Consider the following 17,041-nt stretch of genomic DNA (forward strand, 5'->3'; position numbering starts at 1 on the left):
TTGAAGATCACTTCTGCTCTGTTTGCCAGTGTGATGGCCTTTGCCGCGCCGGCGACCGCCAACACCACAGGCAATAGCGCCCCGATCGAAACCGCCCGGCTGGCCGACACCGTTCAGATCCTCGCTTCGGACGCCTTTGAAGGCCGCGCGCCCGGCACGGCGGGTGAGGACAAGACCGTCGCCTGGTTGATCGAACATTATACCGCGCTGGGGCTTGAGCCGGGTGGGGAGAATGGCGGCTGGACGCAGACAGTGCCGCTGATCCGCACCCGGCTTGGAGCACCATCCCGACTCGCGGTCACCCATGGCAAAGGCAGCATGGCGCTCGTCCAGAATGAAAGCATCTATCTGCGCACGCCCCGCGCGGTGGATCGCGCCGCGATCACGCAGGCGGAAATGGTGTTCGTCGGCTATGGCGTCGATGCGCCCGAGCGGCAATGGGATGACTTCAAGGGCGTGGATCTGCATGGCAAGATCGCCGTCTTTCTGGTCAATGATCCCGATTTCGAGGCGATCGCGGGCGAGCCGGTCAAAGGCAAATTCGGTGACCAGGCGATGACCTATTATGGCCGCTGGACTTACAAGTTCGAAGAAGCGGCGCGGCGCGGCGCGATCGGTGCGCTGATCGTGCATGATACGCCCAGTGCCGGCTATGGCTGGTCCACCGTGATCGCGGGCGGCGGCGAGAATTACGATATCGTGCGGCCCGCCAGCGAGCCACAGCGCGTGATGCTGCAGGGCTGGATCGAGGGAAAGGCCGCCGTCGATCTGTTCACTGCGGCCGGACAGGATCTTGCCGCTCTCAGGATCAAGGCGCGGCGCGCCGATTTCAAACCGATCGCCTTGAAAGACCTGCGCTTCGATGCCGATTTCCCGGTGACCATGGAACGCATCGAAAGCCGCAACGTGCTGGCAAAGTTGACCGGCACCAAATATCCCGACGAAACGATCATGTTCGGCGCGCATTGGGATGCTTATGGCGTGGGCGCTGCCGACGCGGACGGCCGCACCGTGCGGGCCGGCGCCAATGACGACGCGCTGGGACTGGCCGGCGTGATCGAACTCGCGCGTATTTTCGCCGCAGCACCGCGCACCGAGCGCACATTGGTGTTCGCGGCATGGACCGCCGAGGAAGCTGGCCTTCTGGGATCGGAAACCTATGGCGTGACGCCGCTTTATCCTCTGGAAAAAACTGTGGCGAATCTGACGCTGGATATCCTCCAGACTGCCGGACTCGCCCGCGATGTCGTGCTGGTGGGCAAGGGGCAGAATGCGCTCGAGGTGGATCTGGCAAAGGCCGCAGCGCTGCAAGGCCGCATCGTGACCGCAGAAACGCTGCCTGAGCGCGGGCTTTTCTATCGCGCCGATCATTTCTCGCTCGCACGGCGCGGCGTTCCGGTGTTGCTGCTGATGGGGATCAGCGGCGGGGCGGATTTGGTGGAAGGTGGACGCGCGGCCGGCGACAAATGGGTCTCCGATTACACGGCCAATTGCTATCACAAACCGTGTGACCGTTATGACGCAAGCTGGAATCTGGCGGGCGCTGCGCAGGATATCGCCTTGTTCCACACCATAGGCGCCGATCTCGCCAATAGCCGCCGCTGGCCTGACTGGAATGCAGCATCCGAATTCCGTGCGATCCGGGTCGAAAGCGCAAAAGCCCGCCAATAACGTTTCCGTGCGACCCGCTAACAAACCCTCTTGCCGAATAAATGTTATGATGTAACATCCTACTCAACAGCGCTCCACCGGGACGCTGTGTTGAAGGAGGATGTCATGCAGAATGCAGGAGGATATCTCGACCAGAAAACCCGCAGCCCGCTAAGCCTTGGCGCAGCGATCGCCATCAACGGCGCGATGGTGGCGGAGCTTTTGTTTGCCAGCCCGGACGTGGTCCGCGACATTCCGGGGATCATGCGCCTGACCGATCCGATCACGGTGCAACCGCCGCCACCCGATCCGATCACGCCGCCCAAGGCGAAAACCCCGCAAACGCCGAAATCGGTGACCACCGCTTCGAAAGCGCCTCCCATTTCGGAACCATTGCCCAACACCATATCCGAACAGCCCTATATCCAGCCAACACTGCCAGATCTGCCGGGCATGGGCGCAGGTATGACGGAAACCGTCAAACCGCCCCGTGCCCCCGTTTTGATTGGCGTTCGCCCCGATCCCCGCTTTGCCGATCGGATGCAGCCCGATTATCCGCCGGGTCTGCAAAGGCAGGGGATCGAAGGCATGGCCGAGGTCCGCGTCCTGATCGGCCCCGATGGCCGCGTCAGGCAAATTCAGATGGTGTCAGCCACCGAGCCGGCATTCTTCAGGGCCACGCAACAGCAGGCTTTGAAGTATTGGCGCTTCCAGCCGGCGACCAGAGATGGCGTGCCGATCGAAGGCTGGCGGACGATGACGGTTCGTTTCACGCTGAACGACGGACGCTGATCGGGAGAGACGGGGTGGCGCAGATCGCAAAGCCGCACTATCTTGGTGGCATGGCGATATTTCCCCGTCCCGTTTCCCCTTTCAGGGCCATACGCGATCTGCGGTCCTTTCTGGCGCAGCGGCAGAAGCACGAGCTGATTTTCGCCTTCCTCTCCATCGCGGTCACCATGCTGATTCTGGTGGGCTTTTACGTCGATTCCAAGTTCGAGACGCCCTGGAAGCGCAATATCCAATATGTCGAAAGCTGGCCGCTGGATCGGTCTCTGGAACAGGTGCGCGCGCAGCAGAAGATCGATCAGGCTGCCAAGAAAGTGCGGCAGGCGGAGCTAGATAAATTGCGCGCCGAAAAGATGCAGCAGTTCAAGAGGCTCGACAAGAAGCTCGAAGACCTCGGCATTTGACACTCGATCTGCGCTTCATGGGCGCAGCGCTGGCGCTGGCGGAGCGCACGCGCGGTGCCACTTCGCCCAATCCCGGTGTCGGGTGCATCATCGTCAATAACGGCCGCATCGTCGGACGCGGCTGGACCAAGCCCGGCGGACGGCCCCATGCGGAGGCTGTGGCTTTGGCCGAGGCTGGTGCGATGGCGCGGGGCGCGACCGCCTATGTGACGCTTGAGCCATGCGCGCATGAAAGCGCCAGGGGACCGCGATGTTCGACGCTGCTGATCGCGGCGGGTGTCGCCCATGTCGTTGCCGCCCTGGGGGATCCCGATCCCCGCACCAATGGCAAAGGCTTTCAAGCGCTCCGCGATGCCGGGATCGTCGTGGACACGGGGATCATGGCGCAGGAGGCGTCGCAAGCCATGGCCGGATTTCTGACGCGTCAGGCGCTGGGCCGGCCGCACGTCACCTTGAAGCTGGCCATGTCACTCGATGGCCGGATCGCGATGACCAATGGGGAAAGCCGCTGGATCACGGGGCCGGAGGCGCGCGCACACACCCATATGGAACGCGCCCGGCATGAGATGATTTTGGTCGGCCGCGGTACGCTGGAGAGCGATGCCCCCGCGCTGAACGTGCGCCTGCCCGGCCTGGAATCCCGCAGCCCGCGCCGCGCGGTGCTGACGCAGGGTGGTGCCCCCGATGGCTGGGAAGCCGTCGCTTCACCCGAGGCCATCGCCGCGCTCACGGGGGTCGATCATCTGCTGGTGGAGGGGGGTGCCGGCGCGGCCTCCGCCTTTCTCGCGGCCGATCTGGTCGATCGTCTGCTGCTGTACCGTGCGCCCATCCTGATCGGTGCGGGCAAGGCATCTCTGGAGGACATCGGCTTGACCGCGCTGGCCGATGCGCATGGCCGCTGGCATCGGCGCGATACGCGGATGCTTGGCAGCGACCAACTCGACGTTTACGAGCGCAGGCGACATTAAAGGGGCGCGCATGTTTACCGGCATCATCAGCGACATCGGCACGATCCAGAGCCTGGAGCAGCGCGGCGACCTGCGCGCCGTGATCGGGACGACCTATGATACGGCCACTGTCGATCTCGGCGCGTCCATCGCCTGCTCGGGCGTGTGCCTGACCGTCGTGGACAAGGGGCCGGGCTGGTTCGCTGTGGATATTTCGGGGGAGACCGTCTCGCGCACCGCACGGGACCAGTGGACTGCAGGCAAGCGCCTGAATCTGGAACGCGCGATGAAACTGGGCGATGAATTGGGCGGGCATATCGTCACTGGCCACGTCGACGGGGTTGGCGAGATCACCGCGCTGGAATCCGTGGGCGATTCCTGGAAGGTGACGGTTTCGGCGGGCAGCGATCTCGCGCCCTTTCTGGCACCCAAGGGCTCGGTCACGCTCGACGGCATTTCGCTGACGGTGAACACCGTGACCGACACGCCGGACGGAGCCTTCGATTTTACCGTGAACATCATTCCCCACACCGCCGAGGTCACCACGTTCGACGCGCTGGCGATCGGGCGCGCGGTGAACATCGAAATCGATGTGCTGGCGCGCTATCTCGGGCGGATGCGGTCATTATTGGAAAATCATGCACATTGATGTGATTTCTTTATTGGATCATCACATCGCGATGTGATATCACGCGTTCATGAGCACATTATTGATCGATCGCATTCGCGACCTCGTCACCGAAGGCGGCATTTCCCGCTCGGGCCTCGCCCGCGCTGCCGGACTTCATGCCAATTCCCTGCGCAGCCTGGATGACGCCCAGTGGAACCCCACCGCGGAAACGCTGCGCAAGCTGGAATCCTATCTGGTCCGGCGTGAGGCCTCCCCCGCACTGGTGCCGATCGAGGAAATTATCGACGAGGCGCGCAATGGCCGCATGTTCATCCTGGTCGATGACGAAGATCGCGAGAATGAGGGCGATCTGATCATCCCCGCGCAGATGGCGACGCCCGATGCGATCAATTTCATGGCCAAGCATGGTCGCGGCCTGATCTGCCTGGCGCTGGCCAAGGCGCGCGTCGATCAGCTCGGTCTCGATCTGATGAGCCGCCACAATGGCACGCGGCATGAAACTGCCTTTACCGTATCGATCGAGGCCCGCGATGGCGTGACGACTGGCATTTCGGCGGGTGACCGCGCGCGGACCGTTTCCGTCGCGATCGACGCCGCCAAGGGGCCGGAGCATATCGTGACCCCGGGCCATGTCTTCCCGCTGATCGCGCGCGAGGGCGGCGTGCTGGTACGCGCCGGCCATACCGAGGCGGCAGTGGACGTATCCCGCCTGGCCGGGCTCAATCCTTCGGGCGTGATCTGCGAGATCATGAAGGATGATGGCACGATGGCGCGGATGGACGATCTGATCGTCTTTGCGCAGACGCACAATCTGAAGATCGGCACGATCCGCGACCTGATCGCCTATCGCCGCAGCCATGATCATCTGGTCGAAAAGCGCGCGGAAGCCCGGTTCAACAGTCGCTGGGGCGGCGACTGGACCGCGATGACCTTCTACAACAAGGCCACCGGCACCGAGCAGATGGCGCTCGTGAAGGGCCGCGTCGACCCCGATTCGCCCACGCTGGTGCGGATGCACTCGATGGACGCCTTCACCGATATGTTCGGCGAAAATTCCGAGCGCTCGTGCGTCCTCTCCCGCTCGATGGAAATCATCGGGGCCGAAGGTGCTGGCGTGGTGGTGCTGCTGTCCAGCGCGACACCCGGCGTATTCACACGCGCGTTGCAGCGCAAGGCGGGCGTGCCGGATATGGAAGAGTTGCGCGATTATGGCGTGGGTGCACAGATTTTGACGGAATTGGGCGTGCAGGACATGATCCTGCTCACCAATACGCATCACACACTGATCGGGCTTGACGGCTATGGCCTCTCGATCGTCGGCGAACGCCCGATCGATCTCCCCTCAATTGAAAAGGCAGCCTGATCCATGGCCAAATTCCTGATCGTCGAAGCGCGCTTCTATGACCATCTGAACGACCTTCTGATAAAGGGCGCACGCGCCGCGATCGAGGATGCGGGGCATCATCACGATACGATCACCGTCCCCGGCGCGCTCGAAATTCCCGGCGCGATCGCGCTGGCGGCGGAATCGGGCCGCTATGACGGCTATGTCGCGCTGGGCGTCGTCATGCGCGGCGAAACCTATCATTTCGAAGTGGTCTCCAACGAAAGCGCGCGCGGCCTTATGGCGCTGACGATGGACAGCATCGCCATCGGCAACGGTATCCTGACCGTGGAGAATGAAGCCCAGGCGCTGACCCGCGCCAAACCCGACGAAAAGGACAAAGGCGGCGAAGCCGCCAAAGCCGCCATCGCCATGCTGGCGCTACGCGAAAAATTCGGCGGGTAGCGGCCTGAGGGGTGTGAATTTTCGGAAAATTATGCCGGAAACCAGCTTGTGATAGAAATGCAAAAATTCCGAACGGCGTGAGCTATGCGGCTGCTCACGCCGGATTTCGCCCCTAATATCCCTGTATTCAGACTAGCAGCACCGCCGCGCTGCGGAGAACGGCACTTTTCCAGACAATGAAAGACTAAATGGCGGAGCGGGTGGGATTCGAACCCACGATACGCTTTTGACGTATACTCACTTTCCAGGCGAGCGCCTTCGACCACTCGGCCACCGCTCCGCATTGCTCTGGAAGGCGGCTCACTATCGCGTGAACCGCCGGGGCGCAAGGACGCTTTGTGGTCCCCGCGCCCCAAGGGCATCAGAACTTCACGCTGGCCTGGATTCCATAGAGGCGTGGCTCGGCCGGAATGAAGGTGGGGATGCCGAACGCGCCGCCGGTATTGCCGGCGTCGAGCAGATAATCCTTATCGGTGAGGTTGCGAACGAAACCGGCGATTTCGAACCGTTCATCCATCAGAGACACGCCCGCGCGGACGTTGACGAGCGTCACCGCATCCTGCGAGGCGGCTTCGCTATTGGGCACTTCGAAGAAGATCTTGCTGCGATAGGTGACGCTGGGTGTAGCGAAGATGCGGATGCCCTCTGCCACCGGCGCATTGATCGTAAAGCCTGCCGCGCCCTGCACCTCGGGCTGAAGCCGGAATTGCGCCCCGCGGAAATTGGGCGCGATTGACGCCTTATTGTCGATCCCACCATCGATATAGCCGATATTGGCGAAGATATTGAGCCAGCTTACGGGCTTGAGATAGACTTCCGCCTCGACCCCGAAATTGCTTGCGGTGCCGGCGCTCTCAGTGCGCGTCGTGCCGTTGGGCTGGACGACGCTCACCTGGAAATTATCATATTTCTGATAATAGACGCCGAGCGACCCGGACATGATGCCGACCGCGCCTTTCAGGCCGACTTCGTAATTCCAGACATTTTCGGCAGCCACGGCCGAGGCCGATGCAACCGGCCCGGCCGTCGTCGCCCGCGCGCCCAGATTGACCGTCGGTGAGCGGCGGCCTTTGGAGATGGTGGCGAAGCCGTTCACATCATCCGAGAAGCGATAGAGGATGTTGAAGCGCGGCAGGAACGCCTGAAAACTGTCTTCGGTGCGGAATGTCTGGCCGGCGGTATCGACCTGGCCGGGAACCAGCGGTGCGTCGGGCAGCAGCGGGGACAGCAGGGAGAGCTGCGAATTGGGGGCCGAGGCGATGAAGCCGGAGCGGCGCTTTTCGATCAGGGCACGAACGCCGGCGGTGATTTCAAGGCTCGGTGCCGGGATCCATGTGCCATCGGCAAACATGGAATAGCTGTCATTCTTGCCCTGATTTTCGAATACCGAGCGATAGGGGATCGACGTGAACGCACCCCCGGTCAACAGCGCGGTCGCCTGCGCCGCGGAAACGGAACCGTCGGCTGCGATACAGCCCAGCGCCGGAATCAGCCTTGCGGCGCACTGATAGAAGGTTCCTTCCTCGCTGGAAAAGGGAACGCGCTGGATGCTGTCTTCATGGAAGATGTTCCAACCGAATGACCCGCGGAATTGATCGCTGGCATAGCTGAAGCGCGTTTCATGATTGCCCTGCCAGCCATTGGCTTCCTCGGCAAACTCCAGATACCAGGCGCGCGAGCCATCGGCATCGAAGGTTTCGAGCGAATCGAACTCGCGATAGCCATTGACCATCGTGAGCGTCCAATCATCGGCGATGTCCCATGTGAAGCTCAGATTGACGTCATAGACGTTGCGGTCCAGCCCCAATTTCTCCTTGCCGAGAACGTCCTTGGAGAAAGGCGATCCACCCAGCCAGGCGTCGCCAAAGGGATTGCCCGGGCCGGACGGCGTCGGCAGTGCCTTGGAGACAAAGGCCGTGCCCGGATTACGCTGGCGATCATAGGTGAGGATCAGATCGGCGGTGAAGCTGTCGGATGGCGTGAAGCGCAGCGAACCGCGGATGCCGAGCTGATCCTGCCCGTTCAGATCATCCTGGTCTGGTGCCAGATTGTTCACATAGCCATCCCGCTTTTTCCACGCGAAGGCGACGCGGCCGGCCAGAACGTCCGATCCGGCATTGATATGCCCGGAAAGCAACGTCTGTTCGAAATTGCCGTAGCCCGCGGTGAGCGCGCCGGAAAATCCGGGCTGAGGCCGTGCAGAAATGATGCTGATCGCGCCCACTGCGGATGCCGTGCCGAATAGCGTGGCCTGCGGTCCCTTGATCACTTCGATCCGCTCGATATCATAGACATCCTGATAGGAACCGCGCGAACGGCTGATATCCACGCCGTTATAGTAAAGCGTCACGCGGGCCGCCTGCTGCGCCGATCCGCTGTCCGATGTGATGCCGCGGATGACGATGCCGGGATTGTTCGCACTCTGCTCCTGAACATTCAGGCCGGGGATGTAATTGGAGAGTTCGTCGAGATCCGATACACCCAGCTCGCGCATTCGATCCCCCGTCACCGCCGAGATGGTGATCGGCACGTCTTTGGCGCGCTGCTCGATCTTCTGTGCGGTGACGATCAGTTCTCCGCCATCGCTGATCCCATTATCCGACACCGGCGCTTCCTGCGCCATGGCCGGTAGCGCGACGCCCAGCAGCAAGGTGGCGGCGAAGGAGAAGGAGACACTGCGTTTCATCTTAAAAAGCCCCGTTTTTTCAAATTTGGATAACGAGGCTGCCCCTGCACCTTTCATGTTGCATCGCAACGAAATGACCGTGACAGATTCGCGACACCAACGGTGCGACCGCTTGACCAGACAGGGCGAACATCCTTCAGATCGGCCGTGAGGCGAGGGGCTTTTCATTCCCGTCCGTCGCGCTAGTCTCGCGCTCATGAAAACCATGGTCGCACTGCCGCTGGTGGCTCTCATTGCCATTCCTGTGGCGCTTTACGCCCTGTCCGATTCCAAGACGGAGGCGAAAGCGCCGTCGGAGATCGCGGCGGAGGCACCGGCGGGTGATTGGGAGGATATTCCCGCATCCGATCTGCTGGTGATGGAGACCGCAGAGGGCGGGCAGGCCATCATCCAGCTCGCACCGGAATTCGCGCCGGTTCATGTGGATAATATCCGCAAGATCGCCGCGGCGCGCTGGTGGGACGGGACCAGCATCAATCGCGTGCAGGATAATTATGTCGTTCAATGGGGCGATGCGACCGAGAAGAAGACGTTGCCCATCGGTGTGGTCGCCGAACCTCCGGAAGAATATACGCGCGGCACCAAGGGTCTTGAGATAGAGTGGCTCGGCTGGCCAGATCCCTATGCGAAGAAAACCGGCTTCGCAAAGGGCGGATGGCCGGTGGGCAGCGATGGCAAGGCGGTGTGGCTCACCCATTGCTATGGGATGGTGGGCGTTGGCCGCAATCTTGCACCCGATACGGGGTCGGGTGCCGAGCTTTATGCCGTGATCGGCCATGCACCGCGTCATCTGGATCGCAATATCGCGACCGTCGGCAGAGTGATTGCAGGCATCGAGTTTCTCGCTTCGCGCCCCCGGGGCACCGCAGCGCTGGGCTTCTACGACAAACCCGGCGAACGCATCGCGATCGGCAGTCTGAAACCGATGAGCGCGATGGAGCCGGGCGCGCAGTCCGCCTGGCAGGTGCTGAGCGGCAAGAGTTTCGCTGCGTATCGCGAGGCGCGTGCAAACCGGCGCGATCCGTTCTTCAACGTGCCCGCGGGCGGCGCGGATGTGTGCAATATTCCTGTGCCGGTCAGGCGTAAGCCGGTTTAGGTGAGGCTTTTTAGCGCCGTTTTGCTGACACTATCACCGCAGCCGCATTTCCCCGTTTGAAATCTCCACCTGCCGTATCCGCGTGAGGAAGCTTTGCCCCAGCAGCGATATCCCTTCGCCCGGCAACACGGCGGCGCGGACGCGCTCGGCCACGACCGGCCCGATCGAAATCCGGTCGATCATCACGGGCTTCAACGGCACCGTGCCGCTGGCGGTCCGCGCGACATCGGTGAACTCACCGTCGTTCACGGGAATGCCGGCCCGCGCGGCGTCCTCGCGGCTCAGCGCCACGATGCTCGCGCCGCTATCGACGAGAAACCGGATCTCGGCCCCATTCACCTCGGCCCGCGCATAATAATGCCCATCGCTGGCGCGCTTCAGCACCACCTCCGCAATGCCGTTACCCGCCATATCATCGGGGCGCTCACTGGCTTCCGGTGACATCGCGGCGCGCACCTCCTGCTTGCCAAGCGTGCCTCCGTCGCCGCGCGGCATGAAGGCGATCAGCGCCAGCGCCAGCATCCCGCTCATGTAAAGCACCTTCATCATCGGGCACGATCCTGCCATGGAGGGGTTAACCGCTCCTTATCCGCGGCGCTTTAGGCCCATAACCGAATGAATACCGTGCAACTCGTCTTCAATCCTGCCGCCGGACGGCATAGTGCACCGCGGATCGATGCGCTGCGTCTGGGCTTCGAGGGTGCTGGTGCGCGCGTGATCCTGTCCGAATGCGGCCCCGGCATCCCGGTCGCTATTTCGGACGAAGCCAGCCATATTTGCGCCGTGGGTGGCGACGGCACCGCGCGCCATGTCGCACTCGCACTGGCGGGCAGTGGTCGTGTGCTCCCCTTGAGCGTCTACCCCGCGGGCACCGTCAATTTGCTCTATCGCGAGATGAACCTGCCGCGCGATCCCGCGCTCTACACCAGCGGCGTCCTCGCCCGCACCGGACCCGCCAGCCATTATGGCGTCAATCTGAACGATACGCTGTTTCTGGCCTGCGCCAGCGTCGGCCCCGATGCGGAGACGGTGGCGCGGCTTTCTCCCTGGTTGAAGCGCCGTGTCGGCCGCCTGGCCTATGCCGTTTCATTCCTGCATGTCCTCATACTCTGGCCGCGCCGCCGGATCACCTTGGTCAGCAACGGGCGCAGGATTGAATGCGCCGCTTTCTATGTCGCCAAGGGACGATATTTCGCCGGACCCTGGAGCTTCGCGCCGGAAGCCCGGCTGACCAATCCGCTGCTGCATGTGATCGCGCTCCAGCGGCCGGGACGACTGGCCTATGCGCGCTTCTGTTGGGCCATGGTCCGTGGCCGCCCGGTCGAATGCGTGCCGGGGGTTGCCGCCTTCACCTGCACCGCGCTTACAGCCGAGGCGTCCGCACCACTGCCGGTGCAGGCTGATGGCGATATCATCGCGCATCTCCCCGCCCGCATCGCGCTCCGCCCGGAGCCATTCGCCTTTCACTGACGACGCCGGCGGCAATGACGCGGGCCACTCCCAATGACGGCTCCTTTCCGCATTTCAGCGCCCACTTTCCTCATTTCCATCCCGCGCCGCACCATCCAGCCCTTTCCCCTTGGCATTCCGCTTGCTAAAGCGCGCGCGACTCCCGCATTGCGGGCAAGAAAAACCGCACGGGCAGCCGTCGAACCGGCTTTCCCCGCCCGTGCCAGACCTTGAAGGGGCAAAAGCATATGACCGCCATCGGCCAGGACACTCTTTCCACCCGCACCGCGCTCAGCTCGGGCGGTCAGACCGTCCATTATTATTCGCTGGCCAAGGCGGCCGAGAAGCTCGGCGACATATCCCGCCTGCCCTTCTCGATGAAGGTTTTGCTCGAAAATCTGCTCCGCTTCGAAGACGGAACGACCGTGACGGTTGAAGACGTTCAGGCGATCATCGACTGGCAGAAGGAAAAGAAGTCCGATCGCGAAATCCAGTATCGCCCTGCGCGCGTGCTGATGCAGGATTTCACGGGCGTTCCGTGCGTGGTCGATCTGGCGGCGATGCGCGATGCGATGAACGCGCTGGGGGGGGACGCGCAGAAGATCAATCCGCTGGTTCCGGTACATCTGGTCATCGATCACTCGGTGATGGTCGATGAATTCGGCACACCCCAGGCATTTCAGGACAATGTCGATCTGGAATATCAGCGCAATAACGAGCGCTATGAGTTCCTGAAATGGGGCTCGAAGGCGCTCGACAATTTCAAGGTCGTGCCTCCCGGCACCGGCATTTGCCATCAGGTCAATCTGGAAAACATCGCGCAGACCGTGTGGACGTCCAAGGATCCTTCGGGTGAGATGGTGGCCTATCCCGATACCTGTGTCGGTACGGACAGCCACACCACTATGGTCAACGGCCTGGGCGTCCTCGGCTGGGGCGTGGGGGGGATCGAGGCCGAGGCCGCGATGCTTGGCCAGCCCGTTTCGATGCTGATCCCCGAGGTTGTCGGCTTCAAGCTGACCGGCATATTGGCCGAGGGCATCACGGCCACCGATCTGGTGCTGACCGTCACCCAGATGCTGCGCGCCAAAGGCGTGGTCGGCCGCTTCGTCGAATTCTTCGGTCCCGGCCTCGATGCGCTTTCGCTGGCCGACCGCGCGACCATCGCGAACATGGCACCGGAATATGGTGCCACCTGCGGTTTCTTCCCGATCGACGAGGCCACGCTGACCTATATGCGCCTTACGGGCCGCAGCGAGGAGCAGATCGCGCTCACCGAAGCCTATGCCAAGGCACAGGGCTTCTGGCGTCTGGCCGATGCGCCCGATCCCGTGTTCACCGATACGCTGGAACTCGATATGTCGAGCGTCCAGCCCTCGCTCGCCGGCCCCAAGCGCCCGCAGGACAAGGTGATCCTTTCGCAAGTGGACGATGTGTTCAACGGCGATCTGTCGAGCGTCTACAAGAAAGCCTCCCCCGCGCGCGTCGCGGTCGAAGGCAAGACCCATGACATTGGCGATGGCGATGTGGTCATCGCCGCAATCACGAGTTGCACCAACACGTCCAACCCCTCGGTGCTGGTCGCCGCCGGCCTCGTCGCGCGCAAGGCCAATGCGCTGGGCCTGAAGCCCAAGCCCTGGGTGAAGACCTCGCTCGCGCCCGGTTCGCAGGTCGTGACCGATTATCTGGACAAGGCTGGTCTCACCGAGGATCTGAACGCCATCGGCTTCAATCTGGTCGGCTATGGCTGCACCACCTGCATCGGCAATTCGGGTCCGTTAGCGCCCGCCATCTCGGCGGCGATCAACGGCAATGATATCGTCGCTGCGTCGGTGCTGTCAGGCAACCGCAATTTCGAAGGCCGCGTCTCGGCCGATGTGCGCGCCAATTTCCTCGCCTCGCCGCCGCTGGTGGTCGCCTATGCGCTCAAGGGCACGGTCACCGAGGATATGGTGGAAACCCCGATCGGTCAGGATCAAAATGGCGCAGACGTCTATCTGAAAGACATCTGGCCTTCGAATGCCGAAGTGCGCGAAGTGATGGATGCCAATATCGATCGCGGCATGTTCATGGCGCGCTACCAGCATGTTTTTACCGGCGACGAAAAATGGCAGGGCATCAACGTGGAAGGTTCGGATACCTACGCCTGGCGCGCAGGCTCCACCTATGTCGCCAACCCGCCTTATTTCGAAGGCATGAGCATGACCCCTGCGCCCGTGCAGGACATCATCGAGGCCAAGCCGCTCGCGATCTTCGCCGATTCGATCACCACCGATCACATTTCGCCCGCAGGCAGCATCAAGGCGGACAGCCCCGCCGGCATCTTCCTGCAGGAGCATCAGGTCTCCAAGGCCGACTTCAACAGCTATGGCGCGCGTCGCGGCAACCATGATGTGATGATGCGCGGCACCTTCGCCAACATCCGCATCAAGAACGAGATGCTGGACGGCGTGGAAGGTGGCTACACCAGCTATAACGGCCAGCAGATGTCGATCTATGACGCGGCCATGCGCTACAAGGCCGATGGCACGCCATTGGTCGTGATCGCGGGCAAGGAATATGGCACGGGCTCCAGCCGCGACTGGGCGGCCAAGGGCACCAATCTGCTCGGCGTCCGGGCGGTCATCACCGAGAGCTTCGAGCGCATCCACCGTTCGAACCTGGTCGGCATGGGCGTCCTCCCGCTGCAGTTCGCCGCCGGGGTTGATCGCAAGACGCTGAAGCTGGATGGCACGGAGAGCTTCACCATCACCAATGTCTCGGCTCTGCGGCCGCGCCAGACGGTGGAAGTGAAGCTGACCCGCGCCGATGGTTCGGAAGAGACGTTCGAAACGCTCTGCCGCATCGATACCTTGAACGAGTTGGAATATTTCCTGAACGGCGGGATCTTGCAATATGTGCTGCGGAAGCTCGCGGCCTGATCTGACGCGCTAAAAGACCGTCATCCCCGCGCACGCGGGGATGACGGTTTTCAATCAGACATATCCATCGGGCATCACGGTGCGCTTGCTGTCATCGCAGGCACAATGATCTGATAGACGAGCGGCCAGTTCTTGCCCGTCACGAACAATCGGTCCTTCGCCGCATCATAGGCGATGCCATTGGCCACATTGTCGCTCCCCACGCGCCCCGAGGCGCGCGCAAGTGCGGTGAGATCGATCCAGCCCTTCACATGCCCTGTCGCTGGATCGATCCGCGCGATCCGGTCGGTCAGCCAGACATTGGCGAGAATTTCACCTTTCACATATTCGAGTTCGTTCAACCGCGGCACGGCATGACCATCGGCTGTCACATTCAAGCGGCGCTTCTCCTTCAGCGTGGCAGGGTCGAGGAAGCGCAGTGCCGGGGTGCCGTCGCTCATGATGATGTCGCGGCCATCATGCGTCAGGCCCCAGCCCTCGCCGGAATAACGGAAACTGCCCGTCTGCTTGAAACTCTTCCGGTCCCAGAAGAATCCCAGGCCATGCTGCCAGGTAAGGCTGATGATGCGGCCCTTCCAGGCCACGATCCCTTCGCCGAAATACTGTGAATCGATCGTGGCCTCGCGCAAAACCTTGCCATCCGCCAACCGGCTTTCGCGGATGACGGACTGCCCCTCCAGCCCCGTGCTTTCGAACAGGCTTCCCTTTTCATAAAATAGCCCCTCGGTGAAAGCGGTGGGATCATGCGGGAAACTCGCCACCACCACGGGAGCCTCAAACAGCAGGCCATCGGGCGATTGCGCCCCGAGAAGCAATAAAAACAGCGGCGCAAACAACCGCTTCATGCGAGCGCCGCTTTAAGCCAATCCGGCACAATCACCACGCCCATCGGCAGGGGCGCACCCAGCGCTTCGACCCGCACCCGCGCCACGGCCAAACCAAATTCGGGATAAAAAACCATGGCCGCATCGCCGGGGTCCGTATCGGTCTTCACGACGACCAGACGGCGATTGATCTTCTGGCGATAATTCATCCGGGCCGTATTCTCCTGCCCGACATAGCAGCCCTTGGTGAAGCTCACGCCATTCAGTTCGCCCGCATTACATTCCAGCCAGAGCGTCTTGTCACTGCCGAGTTCGGTCACCCCCTCGGTCACCCCCAGCGAAAGCCGATGTGCTTTCCAGCCATGGGCCGGCGCGGCGGCGGGCGCGATCCAGCGATGACCCAATTCCGGCAGTCGCGGGTCCAGCGGCCCATCGCCTTCCTGCGCCCAATGCACCGCCAGCGTTTGATCGCGTGCGATCACGATCTTGCGGCGCAAGCGATACATCGAGAGCCGCCGCACGATCGCCTCGGCCTGGTCCGCCTCGCAATCGATCAGCACATCCTCGCCATCCGCCCACAATATGAAATCGAACAAGGCCTTGCCTTGCGGCGAAAGCAAAGCCGCCCAGGCTGGGAGATCGCCCGCGGTGTCATTGGTTACCAGACCTTGCAGAAAGCCGCGCACATCCTCCCCGGACAGACGAATCACGGCGCGGTCGATGAGGGTGGTGTCGGTCATGGGGAACAGTTAGGGATGCCGCGCGCGAATCCCAAGCCGGAGTTGTCATGACCGCGAACGAAACCACCCGTCTGGTGATCAGGCGTCCCGATGACTGGCACGTCCATTTGCGTGACGGCGAGATGCTCGCCCGGGTCGCGGGACACACAGCACGGCAATTCGCGCGCGCCATCGTGATGCCCAATCTCGCCCCGCCGATCACGACCGTCGAAGCCGCGATCGCCTATCGCGCACGGATCATGGCCGCGCTGCCCGCGAACGCGCCTTTCACGCCGCTGATGACCAGCTATCTCACCGATGGTGCCGATCCCGCCGAGTTGGAAAAGGGCTTTGCCGAGGGGGTGTTCACCGCCGCGAAGCTTTATCCCGCCCACGCCACGACCAATGCCGCGCATGGCGTGACGGATGTGAAAAACATCCATGCCGCGCTGGCCGCGATGGAAAAGATCGGGATGCCCTTGCTCGTCCATGGCGAAGTGACCGACCCCGATGTGGACATCTTCGATCGCGAGGCCGTGTTCATCGATCGCACGATGACCGGACTGGTCCGTGATTTCCCCGGCCTTAAAATCGTGTTCGAACATATCACCACCGCCGAGGCCGTCGGTTTCGTAATGGAATCCGGCCCACTGATCGGTGCCACGATCACGCCGCAACATCTGATCATCAATCGCAATGCGATCTTCGCGGGTGGCATCCGCCCCCATGCCTATTGCCTGCCCGTCGCCAAGCGCGAAAAGCACCGGCTGGCATTGCGCGCTGCGGCCGTCTCGGCCTCGCCCAAATTCTTCCTGGGGACAGACAGTGCGCCGCATGTGGTGGCTCGCAAGGAAATCGCCTGCGGCTGCGCCGGGATTTTCAACGCGCCTTTCGCAATCGAAAGCTATGCTACCGTGTTCGATGAGGAGAATGCGCTGGACCGGCTGGAGGCTTTCGCATCCGAAAACGGCCCGCGCTTTTATGGTCTGCCGCTGAACGAGGACCGCATCACGATCGAACGGACCACCGTGACGGTGCCCGCGGCGATCGGGGAAGGCGGGGATGCGCTTGTGCCCTTCCACGCCGGTGAAACGCTGCAATGGCGGTTTGTCGGCGCGGCATGAGCCGCGGCGACA

General features: G+C 62.3%; 15 protein-coding genes and 1 tRNA gene. 11 read left to right on the top strand and 5 right to left on the bottom strand.

All coding sequences use genetic code 11. From position 1 onward, the window contains the following. Positions 1–33 precede the first annotated feature (33 nt). From FHS49_RS14140 to ribH, 7 genes are all read left to right on the top strand, one after another. Positions 34–1,671, top strand: coding sequence for a M28 family peptidase (locus FHS49_RS14140; protein ID WP_184019870.1), 1,638 nt, complete (start codon positions 34–36; stop codon positions 1,669–1,671). Positions 1,672–1,776: 105 nt separating this feature from the next. After that, positions 1,777–2,442: an energy transducer TonB gene (locus FHS49_RS14145; RefSeq protein WP_184019645.1), complete on the top strand. Its 666-nt coding sequence runs from the start codon at positions 1,777–1,779 to the stop codon at positions 2,440–2,442. 14 nt (positions 2,443–2,456) lie between these two features. Beyond that, on the top strand, positions 2,457–2,843 hold the full coding sequence (locus FHS49_RS14150) for a hypothetical protein (RefSeq protein WP_184019647.1): 387 nt from the start codon (positions 2,457–2,459) through the stop codon (positions 2,841–2,843). A gap of 17 nt (positions 2,844–2,860) precedes the next feature. After that, positions 2,861–3,811: a bifunctional diaminohydroxyphosphoribosylaminopyrimidine deaminase/5-amino-6-(5-phosphoribosylamino)uracil reductase RibD gene (gene ribD / locus FHS49_RS14155; protein WP_184019872.1), complete on the top strand. Its 951-nt coding sequence runs from the start codon at positions 2,861–2,863 to the stop codon at positions 3,809–3,811. Positions 3,812–3,821: 10 nt separating this feature from the next. Next, positions 3,822–4,439, top strand: a complete 618-nt coding sequence (locus FHS49_RS14160) for a riboflavin synthase (protein WP_184019649.1) — start codon at positions 3,822–3,824, stop codon at positions 4,437–4,439. A 49-nt stretch (positions 4,440–4,488) separates the two neighbouring features. Further along, positions 4,489–5,784: a 3,4-dihydroxy-2-butanone-4-phosphate synthase gene (gene ribB, locus FHS49_RS14165; protein ID WP_184019651.1), complete on the top strand. Its 1,296-nt coding sequence runs from the start codon at positions 4,489–4,491 to the stop codon at positions 5,782–5,784. A 3-nt stretch (positions 5,785–5,787) separates the two neighbouring features. Continuing rightward, entirely contained in the window at positions 5,788–6,210 is a 423-nt protein-coding gene (gene ribH, locus FHS49_RS14170; protein WP_184019653.1) for a 6,7-dimethyl-8-ribityllumazine synthase, read from the top strand. Between the two features lie 189 nt (positions 6,211–6,399). On the opposite strand, the gene FHS49_RS14175 is transcribed toward ribH, so the two are convergent. After that, positions 6,400–6,490: transfer RNA gene (locus FHS49_RS14175), tRNA-Ser, on the bottom strand. Positions 6,491–6,571: 81 nt separating this feature from the next. After that, positions 6,572–8,896, bottom strand: coding sequence for a TonB-dependent receptor (locus FHS49_RS14180; protein WP_184019655.1), 2,325 nt, complete (start codon positions 8,894–8,896; stop codon positions 6,572–6,574). A 205-nt stretch (positions 8,897–9,101) separates the two neighbouring features. On the opposite strand from FHS49_RS14180, the gene FHS49_RS14185 reads away from it, so the two are divergent. After that, positions 9,102–9,992, top strand: a complete 891-nt coding sequence (locus FHS49_RS14185; protein WP_425502697.1) for a peptidylprolyl isomerase — start codon at positions 9,102–9,104, stop codon at positions 9,990–9,992. Between the two features lie 33 nt (positions 9,993–10,025). On the opposite strand, the gene FHS49_RS14190 is transcribed toward FHS49_RS14185, so the two are convergent. Beyond that, positions 10,026–10,541 carry a retropepsin-like aspartic protease family protein gene (locus FHS49_RS14190; RefSeq protein ID WP_184019659.1) on the bottom strand — a complete coding sequence of 172 codons (516 nt, stop codon included), beginning with the start codon at positions 10,539–10,541 and terminating at the stop codon, positions 10,026–10,028. 66 nt (positions 10,542–10,607) lie between these two features. On the opposite strand from FHS49_RS14190, the gene FHS49_RS14195 reads away from it, so the two are divergent. Together FHS49_RS14195 and acnA are read left to right on the top strand one after the other, a co-directional pair. Continuing rightward, entirely contained in the window at positions 10,608–11,462 is an 855-nt protein-coding gene (locus tag FHS49_RS14195; protein WP_184019661.1) for a diacylglycerol/lipid kinase family protein, read from the top strand. A 227-nt stretch (positions 11,463–11,689) separates the two neighbouring features. Then, positions 11,690–14,362: an aconitate hydratase AcnA gene (gene acnA / locus FHS49_RS14200; RefSeq protein WP_184019663.1), complete on the top strand. Its 2,673-nt coding sequence runs from the start codon at positions 11,690–11,692 to the stop codon at positions 14,360–14,362. A 74-nt stretch (positions 14,363–14,436) separates the two neighbouring features. On the opposite strand, the gene FHS49_RS14205 is transcribed toward acnA, so the two are convergent. Together FHS49_RS14205 and ygfZ are read right to left on the bottom strand one after the other, a co-directional pair. Continuing rightward, on the bottom strand, positions 14,437–15,207 hold the full coding sequence (locus tag FHS49_RS14205; protein ID WP_184019665.1) for a glutaminyl-peptide cyclotransferase: 771 nt from the start codon (positions 15,205–15,207) through the stop codon (positions 14,437–14,439). After that, positions 15,204–15,926 (bottom strand): CAF17-like 4Fe-4S cluster assembly/insertion protein YgfZ, encoded by a 723-nt coding sequence (gene ygfZ, locus FHS49_RS14210; protein ID WP_184019667.1) that lies wholly within the window; start codon positions 15,924–15,926, stop codon positions 15,204–15,206. The genes FHS49_RS14205 and ygfZ overlap by 4 nt, the downstream gene beginning before the upstream one ends. A 47-nt stretch (positions 15,927–15,973) precedes the next feature. Here ygfZ and pyrC point away from each other — a divergent pair, with 47 nt between their 5' ends. After that, a complete protein-coding gene (gene pyrC, locus FHS49_RS14215) occupies positions 15,974–17,029 on the top strand; it encodes a dihydroorotase (RefSeq protein WP_184019669.1) in 1,056 nt (351 codons plus the stop codon). Positions 17,030–17,041 lie beyond the last annotated feature (12 nt).

The sequence above is a fragment of the Sphingobium boeckii genome, from assembly GCF_014199215.1.
Lineage (GTDB): Bacteria > Pseudomonadota > Alphaproteobacteria > Sphingomonadales > Sphingomonadaceae > Sphingobium_A > Sphingobium_A boeckii.